This is a genomic window from Nonomuraea sp. ZG12 (genome assembly GCF_052068115.1).
Taxonomy (GTDB): Bacteria; Actinomycetota; Actinomycetes; order Streptosporangiales; family Streptosporangiaceae; genus Nonomuraea.
On sequence record NZ_JBQHCW010000049.1, the window covers coordinates 1 to 24,668 of the forward strand.

Sequence of the window (24,668 nt, forward strand, 5' to 3'; positions counted from 1 at the left end):
CGACATCGCCCGCGCAGCACTCGTCCTCACCCATTTCGAGCATGACTACCTACCGGCAATTGGCTGAGATCACCTCATTGGCTCACTCAAGCAGGCCGGGAGCGGCGGCTATGGATTTAGATCCACTTGCAGCCGGTCGTCCTGTAGCACCAACCCTCGGCTCGGACAGTGCCGCCCACTTTGTATTCGACCCAGACTTTGTCGAACCCGCCTCTCCTGTCGGTCGTCAGCGTCTCTTTGACAGTGAAGTCACCTGCCGTGCACATCGAACCAGTGGAATCCCTGTCGTCCACGTAGTAGCCGGCCCAGCCCTCGAAATCGGTCTGCCCACAGCTGGCGCCGGCCGCGACGTGCATCTTGCCGGTGATCGTGACGTCGTACCCGGAGTCAGACCAGGACACAGTTCCTTCCGTGAAGCTGTTGCCATATTTGGCCAGGTAGTCGTGACTTGGCCCGGCGGCCATTGCCGGTGCGGCGAGTAGCGTACCCAGTACCGCAAGAGTCGAGATTGACCCAGCTGCGATACGCGCGGCCAGCTTCATGAATTTCTCCCTTGTGCAGGTGCGGGATGGATGGTCAGGCATTTGCCTGACTATTACGGTCCAAACCGTAAGCTGGTAATTTCTCGGTGTCAATGGGGCTAGTAAAGATGGTTCTGACCTGTGGGGTCGGTTGAATATAAGCCTCGGCAGGGCATTGGTCGGAGAATGCTACGCAGGATGTCGGAGGCACAATTCGGGGGCGCGCTTAGTTTAGGAGCGGCGCTTTAGTCGTCGGCCTCGAGTATCCGGCGCACGGCTGCATGAGTTTGCGCCGTCCGGGGCCGTATTGGTGCCCTCAATTCGAGGGTCCGGTTATGCGCGCCATCTTTCCCGCTAGGGCGTTTTCCGTATTAAGGGCGGACGCGGACAGCTCGCCTTCCCCCTTGATCTCGTGCGTACGAGATCATTATGGGGCGGTGCGGTGTGATCTCCGCAAGGCCGTACCCTCGGCATCAAGTTGCACAGGCGTGCAGCCTGATGCCACTGCTTTCGGGGGACCGCGCTGCCCGGCACCCCCACCACCGCGAGCAGGTCCGCGACCAGCCAGGCGTCCAGGGGGCCGGCCTCCGCGACCAGATGCGGCAGCGGCGCGGGCAGCGATGGGTCCAGATCCACGTGGGGCCGCCGGCGACCAGGTTCGCGGCGGTAGAGAGCGCGACGAGCCCGATCAGGATGAGTACGCTCCCCCTCAACAGATGTTGGCCCGCCGGTAGGCACCGTTGTGCTGCCACAGCAGCCAGTCGTCGGCAGCGAGCACGATGCCCCTGTTCTTGAACGACCGGCCGGATGGGTGCCGACGTACGTCGTGCAGACGTCGCTGCGGGGTCGTTCGTACTGCTGGCGGACGAATCGGCGCGGCTAGCAGTTCTTGTCGTGGTGGGGGAGGTGGCCGGTGGTCAGGAAGGTGGTGACGGTCTGGTCGCCGCAGGCGTTGCCGTTGGCGAGGTAGACGCCGTGGCCGCCGGAGTCGACGCTGACCATGCGGGCCCGCGGGCCGAATGCCTGGCGCATTTTCAGCGCTCCGCTGTAGGGCGTGGACGGGTCGCGCAGGTTCTGGATGAGCAGGACGTTGGCGGGGCCGCGCGAGGTGACCCGCACGGGCGGCTCGGCGGGCTTGAAGGGCCAGAACGCGCACGGCCCCATGTTGACGGGCATGCCCGCGGTCAGCGGGTGGGCGGTCCGGTCATGCGTCACCTGCCGCTGGTGCCGGCTGATCGAGTCGGGCCATGCGACGTCGTTGCACATGGTGGCGCCGGCGTGGGCAGCGGTGTTCTGCAGGGCTTCCACCGGGATCTTGTTCGGCGGAGGCAGTGTCTTCGAGGCTCGGGCGGCCTTCATGAGTCCGGCCAGCATGGCGAAGTTCGTGTCGGAGTACAGGGCGTTGAGCATGGTCTCGCGCAGGAGGTTGCCGTTCAGCTCCGCGGGGTTGGCGTCTGGCCAGGGCAACGGGCTTCGGTCCAGATGGGCCGCGAGGTCGAGGAAGGTGCGGCGGACCGTCGTCGCGTCGGTGCCGAGACCGTACTCGCCGTCATGGGCCGCGGCCCAGGCGGCGAAGTCGGGGAAGCGGTCCTCCACGCCGACGGCGTAGTTGGCCAGCCACTGCCGCGCCACCCGGCGCGGATCGGGATCGTCGTTGCTGTCCAGGACGACCCGGTCGGTGCGCTCCGGGAACATGGTCGCGTAGACAGCGCCCGCGTAGGTGCCGTAGGAGACGCCCCAGTAGGAGATCTTCTTCTCGCCCAGCGCCTGGCGGATCCTGTCGATGTCCCGGGCCTCGTTGCGGGTGCTGATGTGCCGGATGAGCGGCCCGCCGTTGCGGGCACAGGCCTCGGCGATCCTGCGCGACCAGGCGACGTTCTCCGCGATGCCGCCGTCGGCGTCGGGGTACGGCTTGAGCTTGGTGAGTGAGAGGTCACGGGTCGCGAGCTCGCACGAAACCGGGGAGCTCTGGGCCACGCCGCGCGGGTCGAACCCGATGATGTCGTAGCGGTCGAGCACGTCCTGCGGCAGTCGCTTGACCTGGACGCTGGGCCGGTTCAGGCCTGGGCTGCCCGGCCCGCCGGGGATGATCAGCAGCACGCCGCGGCGCAACGCGGGCTTGGCGGTCTTGATCCGCGATACCGCCAGCGAGATCGTCGGCCCGCCGGACTCCTGGTAGTCCATGGGGACCTGAAGGGTGGCGCATTCCTGCCGCGCGTCCACGCCGTGCCCCGCGGGGCAGGGGCTCCACGAGGTAGCCGCTGCCTGTGCCGGGGTCACGAGGGCTGCGGCAAGGACGGCGGTGGACGCTCCGACGGCGGACAGTCTCGCAAGGTTTCGCATCAGGGATCCTCTTCAATGATCGTCCGGCTTGTGTCGACGACTCTGCCGAACCGCGGTTCTCCGAACCAGAGACCGCGTCATCGAAGACCCGTGACCTCATCACGAACCGGACAAGACGCCCATCTGACGAAGTCGGCCGCACTCCGTAACGCTCCCCTCCTCGCCTGTAGGCTTGCCCTGGTCTGACGCGGGGGGCGGGGTGTCGCAGGTTCCGGTGCCGCGCCTGGCGCGAGCGATCGTCGTCGTGGTGCTCGCCGGGCTCACGTCCGTCTATCTGCTGGCGGGCTCGCTCCTCGCGATCGTGGCGTTCGGGCTGCAACTCGTCTACGTGTTGCGCTCCCTGCGGCGGTTCAGGCGACCGTGGCTGCTGATCCTGCAGGCACTGGTCGGCTACACAGCAACGCTGGGCTTCGGCGCCTCCGTCGGGCTCCTCGGCTTTCTGGGCGGGTCGCTGCTGCTGACCCCGGCATGGCCGCTGGCCCCACTGGTGGCCGTCAGTGCCGCCGTCGTCGGTCCGGCGGATCCCGCGATCAGCATGGTGCTGGTCGCCCTGGTGGTTTACGGTCTCACTCGGCTCACCGATCGAGTGGAGGAGATGCATGCCGCCCGGCTGGCCATGGCGCTGGCGGCAGCGGCTGAGGAGCGGTTGCGCATCGCCACCGGGCTGAGCGACGGTCTCGGCAGAGGGCTGACGGCCATCGCCACAGGCGTCCGGTCTGTTATGGATCGGCCGGAAGGCTCGGTGGAGATCCTCGGCGAGGTCGTCGGCACCGCCCGCGGCTTCCTGGCCGATGCCAGGAACGCCGCCGCCGGCTACCGCGCCACGTCACTGGTGCCGGAGATGACGACCGCCCGCGCGATGCTGACGGCTGCGGCGATCAAGGCGGAGACGCGTGTCGGACACTCCGAGCCGCTCGGCCCGGCGGGCGCGCTGCTCGCGTCGGTGCTGCGGGAGGTGGTGACCGAGGCCGTACGGCAGAACACGGCCAGAACGTGCGTCATCGAGACCACCACGGCTGACGGGATGGTACGGCTACGCGTCAGCCACGACGGCGCCCGGACGGCCGAGGACGAGGGCCTGGCCGACCTGGCTCGGCAACTGAGTCAAGCGGGTGGCCGCCTGACCACGGGCCTGTCCGCCGAGGGCTGGTTGACCGTCGATGCCGCACTGCCCGAGAGGCCGGCGGAGGCCACCGAGGATCCGGGCGCGTACAGGCTGTCCGTCGCGCTGCTCACCGCCGTGCTGGTCGGGTTCTCGATCAAGGCGCTACTGTTCGTCCCCGCGAACCTGGTGGTACCCGCGGCGGCTTGTCTCGCCGTGATCGTCATCATGCAGATCCGTTGGATCAGCGGGCGTCACATGGGTGCGCTCGCGTTGCTGGTGCTGCTCGCCTACCTGCCGATTCCGGTGTTCGGGAGGGCCTGGCTCGGCTCGGTCGGGTTCCTCGCCGGTCCGGTCCTGCTCGCGTTCCCGTGGGCTGTGGCCTGGCCGTTGGTCGGGTGCGTGATGGCGAGCGTGGCGGTGAGCGCAGTGCTGCTCGGCCTCCCCTTGCCGCTGACGGTCAATTTCACCGCCAGCACGCTTGTGACCGGGCTGGTCGTGTACGGACTGCTCGAACTCGCCCGGCTGGTGAAAGAATTGCAGGAGGTCAGGCAGGCGCTGGCCCGCTCTGCTGTGGTCGAGGAGCGTCTGCGCGCCGCTCGTGACCTGCACGACCTGCTGGGGCACAGCATGGCCGCGATCCTGCTCAAGTGCGAGCTGGCCAGACGCCTGGATCCTGCTCGGGCCCGTGCCGAGCTGGAGGACGTGCTGGTGATGGCCGAGAAGGCAGAGGCGGATCTGCGGGTGGTGTCCGGTGGGCAGCCGGCGATGTCACTGGCCGCGGAGGGCGAATCGGCACGGTCGGTGCTGGCCGCCGCAGGTATCGAGGTGGAGCTCGACTTCGCGCACGAAGAGCTGTCGCCCGAGGTGGAGAACGTCTTGGGCACGGTGCTCCGGGAAGCGGTGACCAACGTGCTCAGGCACAGCTCGGCCCGGTATTGCCTGATCACGACGGTGGTCGAGGAGAGCGTGGTACGACTCCGCGTACGCAATGACGGCGTGCGCTCGTCAGGGGGACGGCCTGGTTCGGCCGGGATCGGCAACCTCACCACCCGCCTGGCGGTGCTGGATGGCGGGCTCGGCACGGTTCGTGAGGACGGCTGGTTCGAGTTGACGGCCCAGGTGCCGAGCTTCTCGCCGGTCGGTTAGATCCAGCCTGCCTCGGCGGCGATGCGGACGGCGTCGGTGCGGTTGCGGGCGTTGAGCTTGGCGACGATGGCGGTCAGGTAATTGCGTACCGTTCCCGCGCCGAGAAAGAGCTGGGCCGCTATCTCGGCGGCGTCGGCGCCGCCTGCCACCAGGCGCAGCACGTCCGCCTCCCGGGGCGTCAGCGGGTTGTCGGCCAGATCCCAGGCGGTGACCGCCAGGGAGGGGTCGAGTACCCGTTTGCCCGATGCGACTGCGCGGATCGCCGTGACCAGTTCCTCGGGTGGCGCGGTTTTCAGCAGGTACCCGTCCACCTGCGCCGCGAGCGCGCGGCGCAGGTGGCCCGGTTTGCCATGGCCGGTCAGCATGAGCGTGCGGCACGACGGCAGCTTCGCGCGCAGTTCAGCCGCGGCGGCCAAGCCGTCGAGCGTGCCGGGCATGTCGATGTCGAGTAGCGCGACATCCGGGCCGTGAACCAGCGCCGAGGAGACGGCGGCGTCGCCCGACTCGACCGCGGCCACGATCTCCAGGTCCGGTTCGAGGCTGAGCAGCGCGACCAGGGCGCCCCTGATGACGTGCTGGTCCTCGGCTAGAAGCACACGAATCACAGGGATATGTCTATCAGCGTCCGGATCATGACGAGGTCACGGCACACGTGTGACCGTATCTCTGGTCCGCTCCGTACCTGGTCAGCAGGGTAGAAGCCATGACACACGTGGCGGGCTTGGACGCGGTCAGCGAGGTGTACGGGAAGGGACAGGGCGCGCGTGAGGTGACGAGGCATTCCACGTCGTGGACTCCGTGATGGCTCCCACTTCGGAGAGCGCTACGCGGGAGCCCCTGCGATCGTCACCGGTGATCAGTTCGTCCCACCAGACGATCCGCATGTCAGAGACGAAGACCACGACCTTGTCCGAGCATGCTTGGGTGCCGCGTTCCTGACCGACCGGTATGCGCCGGGATCCCACCCCGTTCGCGTTGCGCGCGGGATGTGTGCCGAGGACGGAGGGGTTGGGCTGGCCCATCGTGATGCTGCTCGGCCCTCGCCTACGGCTGATCGAGGAAGGTCAGGGTTGGTCACATCCGCCCGGTTGTGTGTGTCATCTCGTGTAGTGGCGCAATTTCTGATGCTTTAGGGGGGATTGTTGTGAGTCTTGCCGGGGTCGGTGTGACCGAGTTTGAGGAGGAGGTGTATCGGGCGCTGCTGCGTGGAGGGGCGGCGGAGGGTCAGCCCGAGGGCGTGCGGGTGGCGATTGCGCGGTTGGCGGAGTTGGGGCTGGTCCGGCTGGATGGGGGTGAGGGGGCGGTCGCGGTGGGGCCGGAGGTCGGGATTACGCGTTTGGTCAGGCGCCGGATGCTGGAGGCGAGCGCGGAGTTGCGTCGTGTTTGTGAGGCATGGGAGACGCTGCCTGCGTTGATGTCGGAGCGGCGTGGGTGGGGATTCGGCGATGTTGTGGAGCGGGTCGAGGAGGCGGAGCTGGATGAGCGGATCTGGTCGCTTGCGCTGGATGCGGGGGAGGTGCTGACGATGCGTGATCAGGGGTGGCGGGTTGGGGCGGAGGTGTTGTCTCGTCTTCTGCGGCGTCTCGGTGAGGGGGTACGGTGGCGCACGATCATTCCGCGGGAGCTTTTGAAGGATGCGGAGGTGGTGGAGTACGGTACGCGTCTGCATAGGGCAGGGGATCGGCATCGGGTCGCCGACAGCGCGGTTCAGCCGTTGGTCATCGTTGATCGGTTGGTGGCGTTCGTGCCGGCGGTGGTGAACGGTCGCCGCTCTGGTGCGCTGATGATCCGTCAGTCGGGTGTGGTGGCGCCGTTGGTGGATCTGTTCGAGCGGGTGTGGGACCATGCGATCGATCTTGAGTTGGATGTGTCGGCGGGGCTGAGCGCGCGAGAGCGGCGGATCCTTTTCCTGCTGGCCACGGTTGCCAAGGATGAGATCGCGGCGCGCGAGATGGGGATGAGCTTGCGGAGTTATCGGCGGCATGTGGCGGATCTGCTCGCCCGGCTCGGTGCTGTCAATCGCATCCAGGCCGCCGTCCTGGCCAAACAACGAGGCTGGATCTAGGGATCAAGGGGGGCGCCGGGGTGTGGACACCGGCTGTCAGAAGGCTAAGAGGTCCTGGCTCAATGAGGTGAGGCGGCGCCAGCAGATGAGTGCGCTGGCCAGGCTGAGGAAGGCTTGGTGGATGTCGGCGCGGATCTCCCAGCGGATGCGCAGGCGATCATTCTGTGAGGACCTCTAAAGCTCGCTGAGTACGAGTCACACCCATCGTGGTTGGCAACCCGCTGCCAACCAGGGCGATTCCGTCATCCCCTTTTGCGTCGATCGTCTAAGGCCCAGGGTGTTAGGGGCGGGGCAGAGATTGGTTCGGGCTGGGCACAGCTGTCTGATCTTTTGATCGTCGCATCTGGCTCGTGTTCCGGACGTGATCCGGACGCGGCACGATCACCATCATGAGAAGGGTGATCACGACTTTGGTGGCCTGTGGTGCTCTGCTGACGGGCGCTGCTCCGGCACAGGCGGTGACCAAGGACCCCGTTCAGGCGCTGAAGGCCGTTCTGGCGTCCGGACACGGCGTGCACTTCACCGAGACGAGCACCCTGTTGGACGGCATCGTCGAACAGCCGGAACGCCGGCGCAAAGGGGTCTTCGAGTACAACGCCAAGGGTGGTGTCAAGGCCCTGGACGTCACCACCACCGGGGGTGAGCACGGGCGTGAACGCGTCATCGGCTTCAATCACGCCATTGGCGGCACCGGCTACCGGTCCGGCGGCCTCATGGGGAAATGGCTGAAGAAGGGCGAGACCTGGTGGAAGGATTCCCACCAGTTGCACCTCTGGCACACCGAGCTGCTCGGCTACGACGAGCAACTGATCAACCCGGCCGAGTCCGCGACCCTGGCCGCCCTGCTGGAGAACGGGCAGCGGAGCAGGGAAACGGTCACCGGCGCGATCACCTTCAAGAAGCTTGAACGGGTCTCCCGCTGGGCGGAGCACTCGACCCACGCCGGTTGGGATCCGGACACGACCCTCGACTACACCGTCACGCTGACCTCCGCGGGCCTGGTCAGCAGGGTGCAGAGCACGTTCACGTTCGCCGGCGGCCTCGACGAACTGGTGGGCAAGACCCTCCACGTCGACACCCGCTACAGCCGGTGGGGCGGCAAGGTATCGATCAAGGCGCCGGACCCCCGCGAGACGACCACCGAGCTCTGCATCGAGGGCTTCTGCAATTGGCGCCTTCCGAGCTGACGACGCGAGGGTGGGCGAGCGCCATCCGAATGCCTCATGCGGCACGAGCTGACGGAGTTCGCCTGCTGGTCCACGACTGACCACGCGGTTGCTGTTCCACATTCAACCGAGCGCCGGGGAAGCAGGTCCGACACGACGCCGTCCGCAGCGTTGGCATGGCGGAAACCCTCCTGCCAGGACAATCCGCCTGCTCAAGAATCCTGGCCAGAGGGCATTCCGCTGTGAGAAAAGCAGCGCTAGTTGCGATCGATGACTACGTCCTCTTCGCAGATGATTCGCCCGAACGTCGACAGGTCGATGAAGTTTTTCGACACGACGAACCGGCGGATGTACCGCTCCGATTCCGGGATCGACATGAGCATCGGTCGATGAATGTTCTGCTGGTAATGCCTGAACTCGTCGTGAGTCATGCCTTCGCGACGCTTCAGCGTGATGACCATCTTGATCATGGCTGGATGCCCTTCTTCTGCTGGCTGGTTGAAAATCCGTGGGTGCCGGTCCGTTGGTCTGCCGCCGTGCCGCCACGCTCGCAAGACCTGGGATCCCGGCGGTGGCGATGTGGTCAATCGATCGTCTCCGTCCGGCGCCGTACCCCTAGGGCGCGGTGGGCGTCGGAGCCGCGCGGTCGCCTGCGCAGCCGCCGCGCGAGGACCCAGAACAGCACGGTCGTGACCACCTGAACGCCGAGCCCGACCGCGAAGGCATGCTCCCAGCCGAGCGATGGCGCGAGGGCGCCGGGGATCGCACCGATCGTGGCCTGTTGCGCAGTCGTGAACAGGCCTCCGGCCAGGCCCGCGACTTGATGAGGCACCGCTGCCATGACCGTCGCGACCAGGGGACCGTACTGGCTCGCCTGCGCCGCACCGAGGAGCACGCCGATCACTTGGAAGCAGCCGATCCAGACCGCCGCGCCCTTGCCCTGTGTGAACCGCGAGGTCAGGCCGAGCATGATGAGACCGGCGGCCAGCAGGCCCGCGGCCACCTCCATCGTGCGTTCGCCGAATCGCGCGGTGATGTGGGGCATTCGAAGTCCTGCGAGTACGAAGGTCCCTGCGAACACGGCCAGCACGAGCCCGGACTGGACCGGCGTTAACCCGAGGCCGACCTGGGTGAACATCGAGTACTCGTAGCTGAACGCTCCGTAGCCGGCGAAGAGCAGCACGGCCATCAGCAGGCCGATCCGCAGCGCGGGCAGCCGCAGGCTGGAGGGCGCGACGAGAACCGGGCGTCCCGCCAGGGCCACAGAGTCAGTGGTGCGACGTCCCCACTGCGTCCCGTCCCGGATCCGATCACTGATCCAGAGCGAATCGCGAGCTTGACCGTACGCCGTCGAGACCGGCTCGGCGGAGTCCTTCACGAGTACTCTCATGTCGCTTGAACTGCATGGATGGAACCTTCGACAGGCGCAAGGTTGACCAGGTCAGTCCTGCCGGATGGCGGAGTTCGAGGGTGTGGCGTTCATCTGGTCTGATGTTGAGCGGCTCTGTGCCGAGCTGATCGGGTTGGCTCCGGCGATCAGACTGCGGCGGCTCGCGGAATTGCCTGACAAGCGATCTACCCACCCAAACAGGAACGAAGCACTAGGCCCGCAGGGCCAGGCCGGCAACGGCGCCGAATCGGGCCCGGAGTCGAGCCACGTCGACAGGCTCCTGGCCGTGGGTGAGCTCGTCGACGACGATGCCGTCGACGAGGGCCATCAACAGGCTGCCGTGTTCGGGGTCGCCGAAGACGGCTGTCGCCAGGGCTTGGAGGTCGGTGACGATCGCCGCCGCCGTCGCCTTGGTCAGTTCGCGGGTCTGCGGGTCGAGCGTCAGCAGCATCCTGGCCCGGCTGCGCGCCCGGGCGGGGCCGAGCCAGTGGGCGAGCAGCCGGGTGCCGTCGGCGATCAGGGCGGCGGCGTCGAAGTCGGTGACCGTGCGGCCGGCGAGTGCCGCGTCGAGGTCGGCCCGGTCGAGTTCGGCGATCCGGTGCAGGACCGCGGCCAGCAGCGCCTGGCGGGTGGAGAAGTGGTAGCTGCAGGTGCCGGCGGGTAGGCCGGCGGCGACGTCGACAGCGCGATGGGTGAGTGCCCTGAGGCCCGCTTCGCCCACGATGCCGAACGCGGCGTCAGCCAAGATCTGCTTGCGATCGGGGTCACGTGCGCTCATGTAGCAAGATGCTACACCCGTAGTGTTTACTACGTCTGTAGCGTCACTGGATCGAACGGAGCCTCTTCATGTCGTCAACCCTCGCGTACCGGATCGGCGCTTGGTCGTGGATCGTCTGCGGGGCGGGCCACACTGTCCTGGACGTCGCGATGCGACTGTCCCCGAAGCCCGATGAGGAGCGTGTCGACGCCGCGCTGCGTGCCCATGTCTTCGAACTCGGCGGTATCCAACGCACCAGCTACGAGGTTATGCAGGGGATCAGCCTGGCGATGGGGGTGGCGATCGTGACGGTCGGCGTGCTGCTCCTGTTCGTCGGGCGACTCGCGTCCTCATCCGACCGGACCCGACCCGCGATCCTGATCGGGCTGGTCACATCGGTGGTGATGCTCGGCCTATCCGTGGCGCTGCTGCCGTCGCCGCCGATCGTGCTGCTCACGGTGGCCAGCGTGTCCTTCGGGATCGCACTGCTTCGCGGTGAGCCCACCGCCGCCCCGCGCTGACCGTGGGGAAGGCCGGGGTTTTCCGTGGAAATGGCCGGCCGTTGCCGAACAGGTGCAGGTGGTGGTGCTGCCAGCCCATCGCGACCTGGACGACCTCGTGCAGATGGTCCAGGGTCGCGGTCGACGGCAGAAGGACGCGCCGCGCCGCCACACCGGCAGGTGAACCTCGCGCAGGGTGACCTTGATCTGGTGAACGGTGCTCGCAGTGCCCTCGCTGCTCACAGTATCGGCGTGATCATCACCGGTCGTTGTTGCGAGCGCTGTTGGAGGCCACGACCATCCCTCTGCCAGTGATCCGCACGGCTCTCTGCCCCAGCGCTCGCACGCTGAGCGCTGGTGACGAGGAGGACCAGTATTGACTTCAATCGTGCCGGGGCGGTCATACGGTCATGGCTGTTGACCCGAACAACCGTGATCCGGGGAAGCGTCCAGCATCCCCGTTGGGCACCGTGCTGGTTATCCTTGGAATCGTGCCCGGATGTGACGCTGGATGCCATGCCGTACCGCATACACGCGAGCAGCCAACGAGCAACCTGCGATCCTATGGGCGGGCTTTACCGATCAACGATGCATTGCTCCGGGCTCCGCTCCTCTCCGGATTAGAATCGTCCATATTGGGATTCACCGAGACCTCAATACGTTCTGAGCTGCATGAATGGGGTTTTCGGCGATGGTGGCGTTCTGCGTGGTCATCGGCGTACAGGCGGGCCGGCCTGCGAGGACAGGGCGGCGAGCCCGGCGTGGGCGTCCGCCACTTGATACGGGTCCTCGATCCGCGCCGCGATTTTCACTGCCGCGCCGAAGTGTTCCAAGGCCATCTCGGGCTCCCCGCACGCTGCGTACGCGCGCCCGAGCCCGTTAAGCACCGTGCACTCGGTCAACCGCTCCGGCAGTTCCCGGGCATGGGCTAGAGCCTCCTTCTGCAGTCGGAGTGCCTCCAGGTGCGCCCCTTGCTGCAGCAGGACCTGGCCGAGGTGGTACAGAGCCAGCGTCTCCATCGTCGTGTCGCCGAGGTCGTGGGCGATTGCCAGTGCGAGATCCACGGACTCCCGCGCCGCTCCCAGCTGCCTCAGGTCAAGGTGGGCCGTGGCCACCTCGAACAAAACGTACGCCTCGTCGTGCCGTCTGTCCTTCTGACGAACCCACGCCAGGATTTGATCCAGATACTCCAATGCCTGATGCGTCTTGCCCAGTCGGAGGTTGATTTGCCCGGCCAGATAGACAGTGGCCATCTCCCCGGCTCTGTCGTTTCTCTCGCGGTATAGCTCCAGGGCCTCGTCGTTGCTGATGATGGCAGCGGTGAGATCGCCGGTTCTGAACAGGCCGAACGCCACGTAGTACAGTGCCTCGGCCTGCATACGCTTGTCGCCCGTGGCCACGGCGAGTTCCACCGCCCTTCGTTGGCAGGCCAGGAACCCGACGTACTGGCTGGCCTCCATGAGGGCGTGACCCAAGGCTGTGAGAATCTTCGCCTCGCCGCCCCGGTCGCCCACTTCTCGGACGGCCCCCAGTGCGACGCGGTGGGTGGTAATCCAGTCGTCGATGTGCCGGGCCACGTAGCAGTAGTACGCCGTGATATAGGCGAGCTGCCAGGCGTGCACCGGCCACCCGTGCCGGGCTGCGTGTGCCACCAGAGTGACGGTGTTGTCGTGCTCGCTGTTCAGCCAGACCATTGCGCTGTCGCGGTCGGTGAACTCCTTGACCCCCACCGCAGGGCGCGGAACGCTCGAGATCAGGAGCATAGCGTCCGGATCGACGTGGGCCATGGCGGCCCGGGCGGTGTGCACGTGCCAGCCGAGCAGCCGTTCCCACACCTTCTGCTGCTTGCCTTCCTCCTCGGCGAGTTCCCTGGCGTATTCGCGGACGAGGTCGTGCATGTTTACCCTCTGCCCGGTCCAGTTCACCAGGTGGGCGCGGGCGAGCGCCGTCAGGCAACGGCGCGTGGTCTCCGTACTCTGACCGGTCATGGCCGCCAGGGCGTCGAGGCTGAGGTCGTGGCCCGGGTGGAGGCTCGCAATGCGGAACGAGGTACGTACAGGTTCGGGCAGCGCCCGGTAGGAGGAGGCGATGGTGGCGCGTATTCCTGAGTGGGGATCCTCCGCGAAGTCGAGGGCTTCCAGGCGGCGGCCGGTGCGTAGCCTGGTCACCAGGTCGTCCGCCCTCGCGCCAGCGTCGCGGAGCTGCGCGGCGGCCAGGCGCAGGGCGAGAGGCAGGTAGTCGCACAGGGCGGCTAGTTCCGCAATCGGCGCTGAGTCCTGTTCGCCGTCCAGGTGGGTGCGCAGAAGCGCCTCCGCCTCCTCGGCTGGGAGCATGTCGAGAGTGACGACGTTGACGTCGTGGGTGGCGGCGAGTCCACGCATCGTGTCCCTGCTGGTGATCAGCACTCGGCTCGTCGGCGAGCCGGGAAGCAGCGGGCGGACCTGGTCGGCAGTAGCCGCATTGTCCAGCACGATGAGCATGCGCTTACCGGCCATGGCCGAGCGGTACAGGGTCGAGCGTTCGTCCATGTCCACGGGGATCTGCGTCTGCGGCACGCCGAGCCCGATGAGAAGTTGCCACAGCGCCTGGCCGGATGTGACCGGCGCGCTCCGTGAATAGCCTTGCAGGTTCACATACAAATGGCCGTCGGGGAGGCAGGAGCTCCGACGATGTCCCCAGTGGACGGCCAGGGCAGTCTTGCCGACACCGCCCGCGCCCACTACGGCGGTGATCGGCAGGGTGTCGCCTTGCGTGGACAGAAGCGTGTCCAGTGTGACGAGATGGCGCTCGCGGCCGGTAAAGCGCACGATGTCGGCAGGCAACTGCCGAGCTACAGTGCGCAGCCACGGCTGCACCTCCTGAGGAGGTACCGGATCAGCGAGCTGCGCGCGTTCCGGGTCACCAGCGAGGATTTTTTGGTGCAGCCGCTGGAGTTCGTCACCGGGCTCAAGCCCGAGCTCGTCGCGGAGGCGCTGGCGCGCCAGCCGGTACTCCTGTAGCGCGTCCGCGCGCCGACCGTCACGATTCAGTGCGCTCATGAGCTGGGCGCGGAAGCGTTCGCGTAAGGGCGCGATGGTGATGAGTCGCCTCAGCTCGCTGATCAGCTCCGTGTGTCGCCCCAGGGCTAGGTCCACCTCGATGCGATCAGAGAGGGCGGACAGGCGCAGTTCCTCCAGCGCACGGCCCTGCAGCATCTGGAACTCGAGGCGTGTGCCCGCCAGGGCAGGTCCTCGCCATAGGTCCAACGCGGCGCGCAGCCGTTCGGCCGCCCTCCGCATGTCGCCCCCAGCCCGGGCGGCGTCCGCGTCGGCGACCTCGGCGAGGAAGACCGCTAGGTCTGAGCCACGCGGCGGAACTTTCAGCGCGTAGCCTCCGGAGCTAGTGGACAGGGCCTCATCGGTGGCCAGGACGCGGCGCAGCGACCACAGGTGATGGTGCAGCGCTCTGCGGCCCGAGGCCGGCGGATGGTCGCCCCATAGCGCATGCAGTAACTCGTCGTGCGGCACTACCTGGTCCGCACGCAGGACGAGGAGCGCGAAGAGGGTCCGCTGTTTCTCGCCGACGATCGGCACCCTGCTCCCCTCACGCCAGATCTCCACCGGCCCCAGGACACGAAGCATCAACCAGATCCCCCTTTGCGGCCATAATCATGATCCCTGCGCTCCCCATCGTGATTCGCCTCAGTCTCGGCGCCCACAACAGGTGGTAACAGATCGCAAACAAGATCATGACACAGTAAAGAGAGCCTCCACAGCACCGCCCTCCATGCTCCTTTATGTCGGTCTTATCTCTATCGATAGCTGACCGATCTTCACTCTGGAGGTTGGATGCACATCCGCCGAAAAGCTCGTTTCGCCATGCCCAATAATTGGCGGACCTGGCGACGAGCAGTCCTCTCAGCGGGGTTTACCGCCTCGCTTCTCTTATCCACCGGCTACGTGGCTGAGGCAGCCGGCTCGTCATCAGCCGCTACGCCCCCTCCCGACCCGGCGGCCGAGAAGGCGCCCCATGTCACGGAGCGAGCCGACCGCGTAGCTGCTGCCCTGAGCGCGCGTCTACAGAGCAGCCGGGTCCTGGTCACTGACGAGACCACGGAGATCAGCCTCACCTACGTCAACCCGGATGGCACCGTCACCCTGGAGACCTCCTCCGATCCCGTGCGCGTCAAGAAGGACGGCAAATGGACGCCTGTGGACACCACGCTCGCGGTCTCTGGCGGGTTCCTCAAGCCCAAGGCGACTCTGGCGGATGTCTCCTTCGCGGCGGGTGGTGCGGAGCGGACCCTCGCCCAGTTGACACGTTCCGACGAGGAGTTCTACGCCCTCACCTGGCCCACTCCCCTGCCCAGGCCCAAGGTCGAAGGCAATAGGGCCACCTACGCAGACGCCGCGGGCACTGGCGCGGACCTTGTACTGACCGCGCTTCCCACTGGATTCCGCCATGACATCGTGCTGCGCCAACGTCCCAGCGGCCCCGTCGAGTACAAGATCCCTGTCAGGACCGGCGGGCTGAAGCTCACCGAGACCAAGCACGGCCAGCTGAGGCTCACCGACAGCAAGGGTAAGACCTTTGCTTCGGCGCCCGCACCTGTGATGTACGACTCGCCCCGCAAGGCCATCCAGGCCGACAGCTCCCGCAAGGGGAAATTGGAGACGGAACTCTCCGCCAAAGGCGATCAGCAGTTCCTGGTGCTTAAGCCCGATCCGGAGTTCCTCTCCGATCCACGCACCCGCTGGCCCGTGGTCGTCGATCCCACGCTGACGCTGAACGTGCAGTCCTACCGGACCCTGTACGCGCCGTGCGACGACGGCGCCCAGCTCACCTCAGCCGAGATGGTGACCGGCATCATCGACGGCTTTTGGGACTGGGAAGGCTGCGGCGCCCACAGCGAGGAGGGACAGGACGTCCCCGCTCGGGCGCTGGTGAGGTTCGACACCTCTGCCCTCGTCGGCAAGCACGTGGTCAACGCGCGCCTCGACCTCAACACGGCCATGGTGGGCTACGAGGAACAGCCGGCCTGTCCGGTCGGCCGCAAGCTCACGATCCGCCGCCTGACCGGAACGTGGTCACCCAACACCGTCCGGTGGAACAACCAGCCTGCGGCGACGAACGAGGGCGCCGTGATCACGGCTCCGCCCTCCGCCTGCCTCGGCGCCAGCCTGGTCGAGGACGTCATGTGGAGCATCCCCATCACGCCGATCGCCCAGGCGTGGGCCGACGGCGCGGCGGGCAACGGGCTGCAGCTCAAGCTCGACGACGAAGCGACGGACAGCGGCAACTTTTACTGGGACTTCAATCCCGTGACGCTCTCCCTGACCTTCGGCAGCACCCCGTGGACGGAGAATCTGCGGGCCGCGCCGATCACGGGTAACGACGGGGTCTTCTACACCAACACCCTCACGCCCAGCCTATGGGCAGGAGCCAGGGACGGCGACGGCGGGCTGTTGAAGGTCGACTTCGAGGTCGAGCACGATCCGGCCGACACCGCTCACGGCACAGGCGCCATCTGGAGCGGCTCTGTCGACGGTGTCCAGGCCGGGCTGAACGCCAAGATCAAAATACCTGAAGGCAAGATCGCAGAAGCTTGGCAGATCCGTTGGCGGGCTCGTGCCTCCGACGGCATCGAGACCTCTGAGTGGTCGCCGTGGCAGAAGATTACGGTGGACACCACCCCTCCCACGCTGGTGTCAGGCAGCACAGGCTGCTCGCATCCGGAGGGTTCGTGGGAGCCGTTGGACTGGAACGGTGACTCTCACTGCTTCATGAACTCCAATGCGGGCGATCTCGACGGCTACCAATACGGGATCGACGATCCCAGGATGCCGAAGACGCTGGACAAGTTCAGCGGAGAGTTCTCCATCTCATCGCTTTCCACCGGTTGGCACACCATTTACATGAAAGCCCGCGACAAGGCGCACAACACCTCTGCGGTCTTTAAGACGAGCTTCGGGATCGGGGTCGGAGGGCTCGTGCAGCACGCCTCCCGTACGTCGAGGGCGGTGACCTTGGAGACCGCCGCCGCACCCGCCAAGACCAAGGTCAATTATGAGTACCAGATCGGCGCCCCCGAGGCTGACAGCCCCTGGGCCATGTGGCTACCTGTCCCCGCTCAGGACGTCACCGTGCCCGGTTCGGGACAGCCGCTGGTGTCGTGGCCCCAGGTCCGCACGAACACCTCGCAGAACTTCTCACCCCTGATCTGGGATCTCGCGAAGACGCTCCAGGGTACGGCGGACGACGGAGGCAAGGTCCAAGTCCGAGCTTGCCTTTCGGGCGCCGCTGATGAGGAGGAGTGCTCGGACCCGATCACTGTACTGCTCGACCAGAGCGCCTTCGGCGGCTCCTACGCCACGGCCGACATTGGCCCCGGCAAGTTGGCGACGCAGAGCGGCGACTTCGCCCTGGAGGCCACCGACACCAACCTCTTCGGCACCTCCATCAAGCGAACGCACACCACCCTGCGTCCGGAGGCCGACCGCCCGGACGAGCAGCTCGTCGAGAACAAGGTGTTCGGACCGGGATGGCGGGCTGAGTTTCCCGCGCCGCCCACCAGCGTGCCCAATCTCGCCCCCACGGGTGATGGGGAGTCAGGCGCGCTACAACTGATCGGGCCCGACGGCTCGACCTGGACGTACGTCAGGCGTGGAGAGAACTTCGTTGGCGTCGGCGACGCAGCCGACGGATCCTTCATCACCTTCGACGCCGGGCAGATGGTCTTCACAGATGCGCTCGGCAACAGGACAACCTACGTCGAGGTGAACGGGAGATGGGTGGTCGCGCGCACGGAAACACCCGCTACCGAGTCGGCCACCACCTACTACCGGGACGGCCAGGGGCGCATCACCCGCGTCCTGACACCGGTCTCCGCGAACGTGACCTGCGGCGACGTCCTGGCCGCCGGCTGCCGTGCCATCGGCCTGTCGTACGCGACCACCACAACGGCCACCGGTGTCGCTTCGGGCTGGGGAGACTACACCGGCCAAGCCAAGAACGTGACCTACACGGCGTTCGACCCCGCCACAGGCGCGATGAAGACGACCGTGATGGCCGCGTACACGTACGACTCAACAGGGCACCTGCGGCAGGTAACCGACCCGCGTACAGGGCTGACGGCCACCTACTACTACAACACGGAGGGCCGGGTCAGCCAGTTCACGCCGCCGGGGCTCGCGCCCTGGCGTTTCGGTTACGACGGCGGCGGCCGGCTGATCGACGTACAGCGGGAAGGCGGGGACACCGACCCGACCATGGCGATCGTCTACGACGTGCCCACTGGCGGTACAGGAGCGCCGGTGGATCTGACGGCGGCCCAGACCAGCAGGTGGGGGCAGGCCACCGATCTGCCCGTGACGGGAACCGCTATCTTCCCCGCGTCGCATGTGCCGCCGCGCCAGGAAGGTGAGACGTATCGTCCCGGCGCCTCGGACTGGGAATACGCCTCACTTGTCTACACCGACGTGAATGGCCGGTCGGTCAACACCGTCCAGTACGGTGCCGGGGCCTGGCAGATCGGCGCGGCCCGGTACGACGACAAGGGGCGCATTGTGTGGGACCTGGAGGCGGGCAACCGGGCACAGGCGCTGGCGCCCACCGAGGACACCGACCCGTACGTGGGTGGACGGTCCGACTCGGCCGCCCGCGCCGACCTGCTCGCCAGCGTGTCGACCTACACGAGCGACGGCGACCTCGGCACGGAGTTGGGGCCTGCTCGGCTGGTAACTCTGGCGGACGGGCGTCTGGTGTCGGCGCGGGCGAGCACGACCAACGTCTATGACGAAGGCAAACCGTCCCAGGCGGTCACCTACCGGCTGGTCACCACCAGTACTTCCAAGCCAGTCGTCCTGGACGGGACGGCCACCCTGGCGGCCGGGGACAGCCAAGTGGTCGAGACCGGTTACGACCCGATCGGCTCGGGCGACGCCTCAGGGTGGAACCTACGCAAGGCCACCTTGGTCACAACCAAGGTGCCGGGTGGGACCGACGTCGTGCGGCGCATGCGGTACGACGCAGCCGGACGCGAGTTCGAACGCAGACTGCCCGCCTCCGCAGGCACCGACGCCGGCACGACGGTCACCCGCTATTATACGGCCAGCGCTCATCCCGAGGTGGCCGAGTGCGGTAACAGACCGCAGTGGGCGGGCTGGATCTGCCGGACCGGGCCAGCCTCCCAGCCAGCAGGCTCCCCGATACCGGTGCACTCCACCACCTACGCCTATTACGGTGACAATGCCGAACGTATCGACATCTCCGGCAACGTCACGCGCACAGTCGCGATCACTCATGACGCCGCGGGTCGGGTGACGGCCAGCGAGACGCAGGTTAGCCCGGAGGGCTCGGGCGGTGCGGTCGTCCCGGAATTCACCTACACCTACAGCCCGACGACCGGCCTGCCCAGCCAGACGACCTCCGGCGACCAAACCATCACGCAGGAGCACGACGCCTTCGGACGGCTGATCTCCAGCACCGACGCCACCGGCAACACCGGCACCGTCACCTACAACCTCGACGGCCAGATTGCCACGACTCACGACGGCAAGGGTCAGATCACCTTCTCTTACGACGGCATGGACGCCTCGGGCCGGAAGGAGTACCGCGGGCTGGTCACCCGCATCGACACGGGAACGGGGGTGTTCACCGGCAGCTACGACGAAAGCGGCGGGCTGGCGACGCAGGTCTACCCTGGCGGCCTGACCGCTACCAGCCGCTATGACTCGACCGGCGTCCGGACAGGCCTGAAGTACGCCAAGAACGACACCACCTGGCTCTCCTACGCAGCTGTCCCCGACATCCAGGGACGGGTAGCCCAGCGGCAGGGACCGGGCGGCAGCGCCCAGAACTACCGTTACGACGGCGCCGGCCGACTGGTCAAGGTCGAGGACACGTACGACGGGACCTGCACCACCCGCCTGTACTCCTTCACCCCCAACACGAACCGGGCCGCGCAGAGCGAATATCCCTCGGCAGGAGGATGCAGCACCACGGGAACCCCCGTTGCCCAGCACTTCGACTACGACGCGGCCGACCGCATCGTCACCGGCGGCTACGTGTACGACAACCTCGGCCGGGCTACCACGTTGCCGGCCGAGCATGCGTCCGGCGGCTCCGACGTGGCTCTCGGCTACTACACCGACGACCGGGTCGCCACGATCACCCAGTCCGGGCAGAGCAAGGCCTTCACCCGAGACCCGATGGGGCGGATTGCCAGGACTGTCACGACCGGTGGTCCCAAGCCCGGCACGACCGTCAATCACTACAGCGGAGCGGAGGACAGCCCTGCCTGGATCAGCGAGACCGACGGCTCCTGGACCCGGAACCTGCTCGGTCTTTCCGGCCTGGCCGCAGTTCAGCGCAGTGACGGCAGCGTGATCCTGCAACTGGCCAACCTGAACGGTGATATCTCGGCGACCACCACCCCTGCGGGGACCGGGATCAGCAGCCACACCGAGTACACCGAGTACGGGGCACCACGGCCCTCGGCGGCGGATTCGCACCGTTACGGCTGGTTGGGGAGCTACCAGCGAGACAGCGACGCCATCGGCGGACTCGTGCTGATGGGGCGCCGGGTGTACAACCCCGCCACCGGACGCTTCCTGCAACTCGACCCGGTAGAGGGCGGCAGCGCGAACGCCTACGAGTACTGCAGCGGAGACCCGGTCAATAAGACTGACCTCGCAGGCGAGGACGACTACCTCGGCGGCCGCGGCGAATGGTCTGACATCAAGAGTGAGCGCGGCACCTCTGAGGAACAGGTCATCGGGACTGCCTTCGCTGGCACCTGCTCCATGCTGAAAGTCGTCTGCGGAGACTACATCGAGTTCATCCTCGAAGTGCGCGACTACTACCGCACACACACCCAGGTCAACCACTACCTAGAACGCAGGACGATCACCAGGTACGCCTGCGGAAAGATCGTTAAGAGAGTCTGCCTGGGCCAAACCATCCAGAAGATATCCCAGACCAGAAGGCGGACGGAGACCATTGTCACCAGCTACCACAAGAAGGTGAGCATCCACACATGGAGATCGGGCAGTACCGTACTCCTGCGGCGAGTGATCGACACGGGCTGGCAGGTGACCGGTCGTAAGGTGACCTTCACCTACACAGCCTGGGTGAGCTCCGCAGGCCCGTACAAGTAGGGCTTCTGACCTTCCCCATACTCACCCCTCCGATGCCGCACTTCCAAGGCGGGCGGTGCGGCATCGGAGGGGGCTCGACATGATTGACCCTCGCACCTACGGAGGCCACATGCAGTCCACACAGAACCCCACCATGCCAGGATCAGTGCGGGCAGCCCGGGCGATCATGTGCGTTCAGCTTCTCGTGACAATGCTGCTGAATGTCGTCCTGTTCCTGCCGCTCGCGATCAACGGCATCCTGCTCCCCAACTTCTTCTACGGGATCGGCGCGTCCGCGCTCATTGGCTTGCTGATCATCGTGATGCGGACTCGAAGGCGGTGGGTGCGATGGGCCGGTGGGGCGGTTGAGCTCGCGCTGGTCGCTAACGCGATCGTGGGGCTGTCCGGCGGGCTGAGCGTCGGAGCGTTCGCTGGTCTCGCGCTGGCCGTGGCAGTCATCGCGCTCCTGCTGACCTCATCCTCCACCGCATGGTTCATGGGCGTCAGGTGATGGCATCGAGCAGGTCTGCGATCAGAGGTCCAGCGCAAGTGATGTCGAAGGACTGAGTCACCATGTGGGACGCACGGCGACCGGTCCGGTATCGACGCTGTTGGTGGTCCACTCGAGTACCTCGCCGGTGTCGGCACCGTCGTCGTCGGCCTCGTGGAGCAGGTGCGCTCGACGGAGCACGTCGACCTGCGCGGGGTTGTAGAGCGCCCTGAGGGCGTGACCGACGGCGCGCCGCGCCGCCTCGGCCTGGCCTGGCGTGGTGGCCCGCGGCTCCAGCGTCACGCCGTGCTCGGTGGCGCCCGGGACGATGAAGGGCGCGAGCTGCTCTGCGAGGGCCTGCCGGGTGGCATCGTCGGCGTCTTCGGGCAGGTCGCGGAACGCCTCGTCGAGATCGTCGTTCGGGTGTGCCTCGAGCGTCCGGCGCAGCACCTCCATCGACTCGTCCGAGAAGAGCTGGGCGTAGATCGTCAGCAGGGCGCGGTCGTTGTCGCGCAGGTCCTGGACGAGGCCGCTGAAGCCGGTCGGCACGTCCGGTGACGCACCCGGCTGCGCCAGGGTGGCCAGCTCCCGCCGGATGCTCTCCAGCCGCCGGACCGTCGCCTCGAGCTCGGCGTCGACGGTCCGGAAGACGGAGGCCCGCCCTTCGCCGCTCGTGCCCATCTCGGCCACCTGTGCGAGCGGCACACCGAGCCCGGTCAGGCGCTTGATCTGCAGGAGCCGCGTCAGGTGGTGTACCTCGTAGCGCTTGTAGCCGTTGGGCTCGCGGTCGGGCTCGTCGAGCAGCCCGATCTGGTGGTAGTAGCGCACCGTCTTCACCGTGGTGCCCGCCAGATCGGCGATCTCGCGTGTGCTCCAGGTCATGGGCCCTCACCTCGTCGTCCGGCGCCGATTTTAGGTCGTGCTCCGTGCACGTCGCTCGCGCACCCAGACGAGGACGACCATGGCGATGTTGACGGCGGCGAGGATCAGGAGGGCCGCGTCACCGGTGTCGGTGGACCGGTCGATGGTGTAGCCCTCGCCGTCTGCCATCAGCGCGTTGACGCTCGAGAACAGGACATTGTTGGCGACGTGGAACGCGGCCGGCGCCTCGATGCCGCGGCTGATGATCGCCATCAGTCCCGTGGCGACGCCGATGAAGGTGTAGTAGCCGAACAGCCAGGGGTCGCTGGAGCCGTGAACGACCGCGAAGGCCAGGCTGGAGACCACCAGACCGACGGCGAGGGCCGGGCGAACCGCGCGCACCCAGGACGCGGCGGCGGGCAGCACGGCGCTGCGGAACATCAGCTCCTCGCCGACGGACTGCAGCGGGGTGCTCAGCACGGTGATCACCAGCATGAGGATCGTCGTCCCGGAGACACCGAACGCGACCCAGCCCGGGGACTCGGGGGCAACCAGCGCCACCACGCCGATGCCGGCGCCCACCAGCAGGGCCGCGCCGAGCAGGTACTGCGCCAGGCGTCGACCGTCGAACGCCCGTGGCGAGCTGATCAGGCTGCGCCACGGCACCTTCGCCAGCCGTGCCAGCAGCAGGATCGCCACCACGCCCGAGATGCCCACGCTCAGGTTGACGGCCAAGAGCTTCAGCGGGGTGAAGGTGGCGGACATCGGGTCGTCGCTGCCCTCGATGACGCCCACGACCTGGTACATCAGGATCTGCAGGAGCACCATCACGACCGGCGGCACGACGAGGACGACCAGCGGCCTCCACCAGCTCATGCGGACGTGGGCACCGAACGGCCGGGAGCCGTCGACACCCGGCCCGCGACGTCCGGGTGCCGGGCCGTCGGCCTGGTGCGGTGAGCTCGGGCGCGTGGCCGTGGCCGGGGTCTGGCCGGGTCCTGGTGCGGACATCGGGCGGTCCTCCTGGGTCGAGATGGTGGTTCCACGCACCAGCGAACACCGTGCCCTGGGGGCACACTCAAGTGGACGTCCTGTCTCCCCGCCATCTCTCCTTCATACGGTCATCTCGCGGCATCCGTTCGCCGTGGTCTGGCTGGTGGGCCTGGGATATCAGCGAGAGGTATTCATGTCGGCGAAGCGGAGCCTTGGCCTCGCCACCTGTGTCCATACCTCTTGCTTCCGCTGGGTTCGGCGCCTATGGCACAGTCATGAGCGTGCCGCTGGATGAGTTGCCGAACTGGTTGCCGGCTTGGTGTCTTGACCATCTGGGCGGCGAACCCGCCGACGTGCTGTTCCGGTCCCAACAGGTCTCGATGGTGTTCGGTCTGCGGTTGGCCGGTGGCCGGGACGTGGTAGTCAAGGCGCGTGCCGACGACGGCCGGGCGGCGTCGTGTGTTGCTGCCCAGGCCCGGCTGGCCGAGCGCGGGTTTCCGTGTGCCCGGCCGCTGACGCCGGTGGTCGGTGTCGGTGCGCTGGCCGTGCACGCTGAGGAATTCCGGCCCGGCGGCGAGGTGCTGCACGGGGACTCGCCGGACATGGCCGTGCGTTGCGCGGAGGTGTTCGCTCGGCTGATGGCCGAACTCGCTGGTGTGATCGTCACGCCGCCATTGCCGAATCCGCCCTGGGTACGCTGGGACGAGACCGGTTCTGAGACGTGGCCGGCGATCGACTTCCTCGACGGCCTGGACCAGAGTGTCCTGCCCGAGCACATTGTCGAGGCGGCTGAGCGGGCCCGGGAGCGGCTGCTGTCCGCCGGTCTGCCGTGCGTGTTGGGCCACGCCGATTTCGAGGCGCAGAACCTGCGGTGGCAGGGGCGGCGGTTGTGGGCGGTGCACGACTGGGACAGCCTGGCGTGGCAGCCGGAGGCGGCGCTGGTGGGAGCGGCGAGCGGGTCGTTCGCCAGTGCAGGGCCGCCGACGCTGGCGCCGATCGAGAGCTCCGAGGCGTTCCTGGTGGCTTATCAGGACTTTCGAGCGCGCGTGTTCACGCCCGTGGAGATGGAGATCGCATGGGCGGCCGGCGTGTGGATGGCTGCGTACAACGCCAGGGAGATGGCACTGTGCGGTGGCTCCCCGGCGGGCGGCGATGCGCTGCGGGCACAGGCAGCCGAACGCCTCCGCCGGGCGAATGCCTAGCCCCGCAGGCGCGA

Annotated in this window: 17 protein-coding genes; 7 read left to right on the top strand and 10 right to left on the bottom strand. The window is 67.1% G+C overall.

The genetic code is table 11. The features are described 5' to 3' along the window. Positions 1-116: 116 nt before the first annotated feature. Positions 117-542, bottom strand: coding sequence for a hypothetical protein (locus tag ACTMTF_RS48070; RefSeq protein WP_441116796.1), 426 nt, complete (start codon positions 540-542; stop codon positions 117-119). An 858-nt stretch (positions 543-1,400) separates the two neighbouring features. Next, positions 1,401-2,864 (bottom strand): alpha/beta hydrolase, encoded by a 1,464-nt coding sequence (locus ACTMTF_RS48075; RefSeq protein WP_441116797.1) that lies wholly within the window; start codon positions 2,862-2,864, stop codon positions 1,401-1,403. Positions 2,865-3,036: 172 nt separating this feature from the next. On the opposite strand from ACTMTF_RS48075, the gene ACTMTF_RS48080 reads away from it, so the two are divergent. Continuing rightward, positions 3,037-5,115: a histidine kinase gene (locus tag ACTMTF_RS48080; RefSeq protein ID WP_441116798.1), complete on the top strand. Its 2,079-nt coding sequence runs from the start codon at positions 3,037-3,039 to the stop codon at positions 5,113-5,115. On the opposite strand, the gene ACTMTF_RS48085 is transcribed toward ACTMTF_RS48080, so the two are convergent. After that, a complete protein-coding gene (locus ACTMTF_RS48085) occupies positions 5,112-5,720 on the bottom strand; it encodes a response regulator transcription factor (RefSeq protein ID WP_441116799.1) in 609 nt (202 codons plus the stop codon). The two genes, ACTMTF_RS48080 and ACTMTF_RS48085, sit on opposite strands and share 4 nt — an antisense overlap. Positions 5,721-6,280: 560 nt before the next feature. Here ACTMTF_RS48085 and ACTMTF_RS48090 point away from each other — a divergent pair. Together ACTMTF_RS48090 and ACTMTF_RS48095 are read left to right on the top strand one after the other, a co-directional pair. Further along, a complete protein-coding gene (locus ACTMTF_RS48090) occupies positions 6,281-7,180 on the top strand; it encodes a hypothetical protein (protein ID WP_441116801.1) in 900 nt (299 codons plus the stop codon). A 389-nt stretch (positions 7,181-7,569) separates the two neighbouring features. Then, complete coding sequence (locus ACTMTF_RS48095; RefSeq protein ID WP_441116802.1) at positions 7,570-8,367, top strand: hypothetical protein; 798 nt, start codon at positions 7,570-7,572, stop codon at positions 8,365-8,367. Positions 8,368-8,603: 236 nt separating this feature from the next. On the opposite strand, the gene ACTMTF_RS48100 is transcribed toward ACTMTF_RS48095, so the two are convergent. The 3 genes from ACTMTF_RS48100 to ACTMTF_RS48110 form a co-directional block, all read right to left on the bottom strand. After that, complete coding sequence (locus ACTMTF_RS48100; protein WP_441116804.1) at positions 8,604-8,816, bottom strand: EthD domain-containing protein; 213 nt, start codon at positions 8,814-8,816, stop codon at positions 8,604-8,606. Between the two features lie 113 nt (positions 8,817-8,929). Beyond that, the gene (locus ACTMTF_RS48105; protein WP_441116805.1) at positions 8,930-9,736 is read right to left on the bottom strand and encodes an MFS transporter; all 807 of its coding nucleotides are present in this window, start codon (positions 9,734-9,736) and stop codon (positions 8,930-8,932) included. A 211-nt stretch (positions 9,737-9,947) separates the two neighbouring features. After that, positions 9,948-10,514, bottom strand: a complete 567-nt coding sequence (locus ACTMTF_RS48110; protein ID WP_441116806.1) for a TetR/AcrR family transcriptional regulator — start codon at positions 10,512-10,514, stop codon at positions 9,948-9,950. Between the two features lie 68 nt (positions 10,515-10,582). Between ACTMTF_RS48110 and ACTMTF_RS48115 the strand changes: the two genes are divergently transcribed. Continuing rightward, entirely contained in the window at positions 10,583-11,014 is a 432-nt protein-coding gene (locus tag ACTMTF_RS48115; RefSeq protein ID WP_441116807.1) for an LIC_13387 family protein, read from the top strand. Here ACTMTF_RS48115 and ACTMTF_RS48120 read toward each other — a convergent pair. Together ACTMTF_RS48120 and ACTMTF_RS48125 are read right to left on the bottom strand one after the other, a co-directional pair. Further along, positions 10,947-11,165 carry an IS1096 element passenger TnpR family protein gene (locus tag ACTMTF_RS48120; RefSeq protein WP_441116808.1) on the bottom strand — a complete coding sequence of 73 codons (219 nt, stop codon included), beginning with the start codon at positions 11,163-11,165 and terminating at the stop codon, positions 10,947-10,949. The genes ACTMTF_RS48115 and ACTMTF_RS48120 overlap by 68 nt on opposite strands. A 538-nt stretch (positions 11,166-11,703) precedes the next feature. Further along, positions 11,704-14,565, bottom strand: a complete 2,862-nt coding sequence (locus ACTMTF_RS48125) for a BTAD domain-containing putative transcriptional regulator (RefSeq protein ID WP_441116809.1) — start codon at positions 14,563-14,565, stop codon at positions 11,704-11,706. Positions 14,566-14,931: 366 nt separating this feature from the next. Between ACTMTF_RS48125 and ACTMTF_RS48130 the strand changes: the two genes are divergently transcribed. Together ACTMTF_RS48130 and ACTMTF_RS48135 are read left to right on the top strand one after the other, a co-directional pair. After that, positions 14,932-21,129: a DNRLRE domain-containing protein gene (locus ACTMTF_RS48130; RefSeq protein ID WP_441116810.1), complete on the top strand. Its 6,198-nt coding sequence runs from the start codon at positions 14,932-14,934 to the stop codon at positions 21,127-21,129. Between the two features lie 109 nt (positions 21,130-21,238). Next, positions 21,239-21,619, top strand: coding sequence for a hypothetical protein (locus ACTMTF_RS48135; RefSeq protein ID WP_441116811.1), 381 nt, complete (start codon positions 21,239-21,241; stop codon positions 21,617-21,619). Positions 21,620-21,676: 57 nt separating this feature from the next. Here ACTMTF_RS48135 and ACTMTF_RS48140 read toward each other — a convergent pair whose 3' ends face one another. Both ACTMTF_RS48140 and ACTMTF_RS48145 read right to left on the bottom strand, forming a co-directional pair. Next, entirely contained in the window at positions 21,677-22,480 is an 804-nt protein-coding gene (locus ACTMTF_RS48140; protein WP_441116812.1) for a MerR family transcriptional regulator, read from the bottom strand. A gap of 30 nt (positions 22,481-22,510) precedes the next feature. Beyond that, a complete protein-coding gene (locus tag ACTMTF_RS48145) occupies positions 22,511-23,470 on the bottom strand; it encodes a lysostaphin resistance A-like protein (RefSeq protein WP_441116813.1) in 960 nt (319 codons plus the stop codon). 257 nt (positions 23,471-23,727) lie between these two features. Between ACTMTF_RS48145 and ACTMTF_RS48150 the strand changes: the two genes are divergently transcribed. Next, positions 23,728-24,654 carry a phosphotransferase gene (locus tag ACTMTF_RS48150; protein ID WP_441116814.1) on the top strand — a complete coding sequence of 309 codons (927 nt, stop codon included), beginning with the start codon at positions 23,728-23,730 and terminating at the stop codon, positions 24,652-24,654. Positions 24,655-24,668 lie beyond the last annotated feature (14 nt).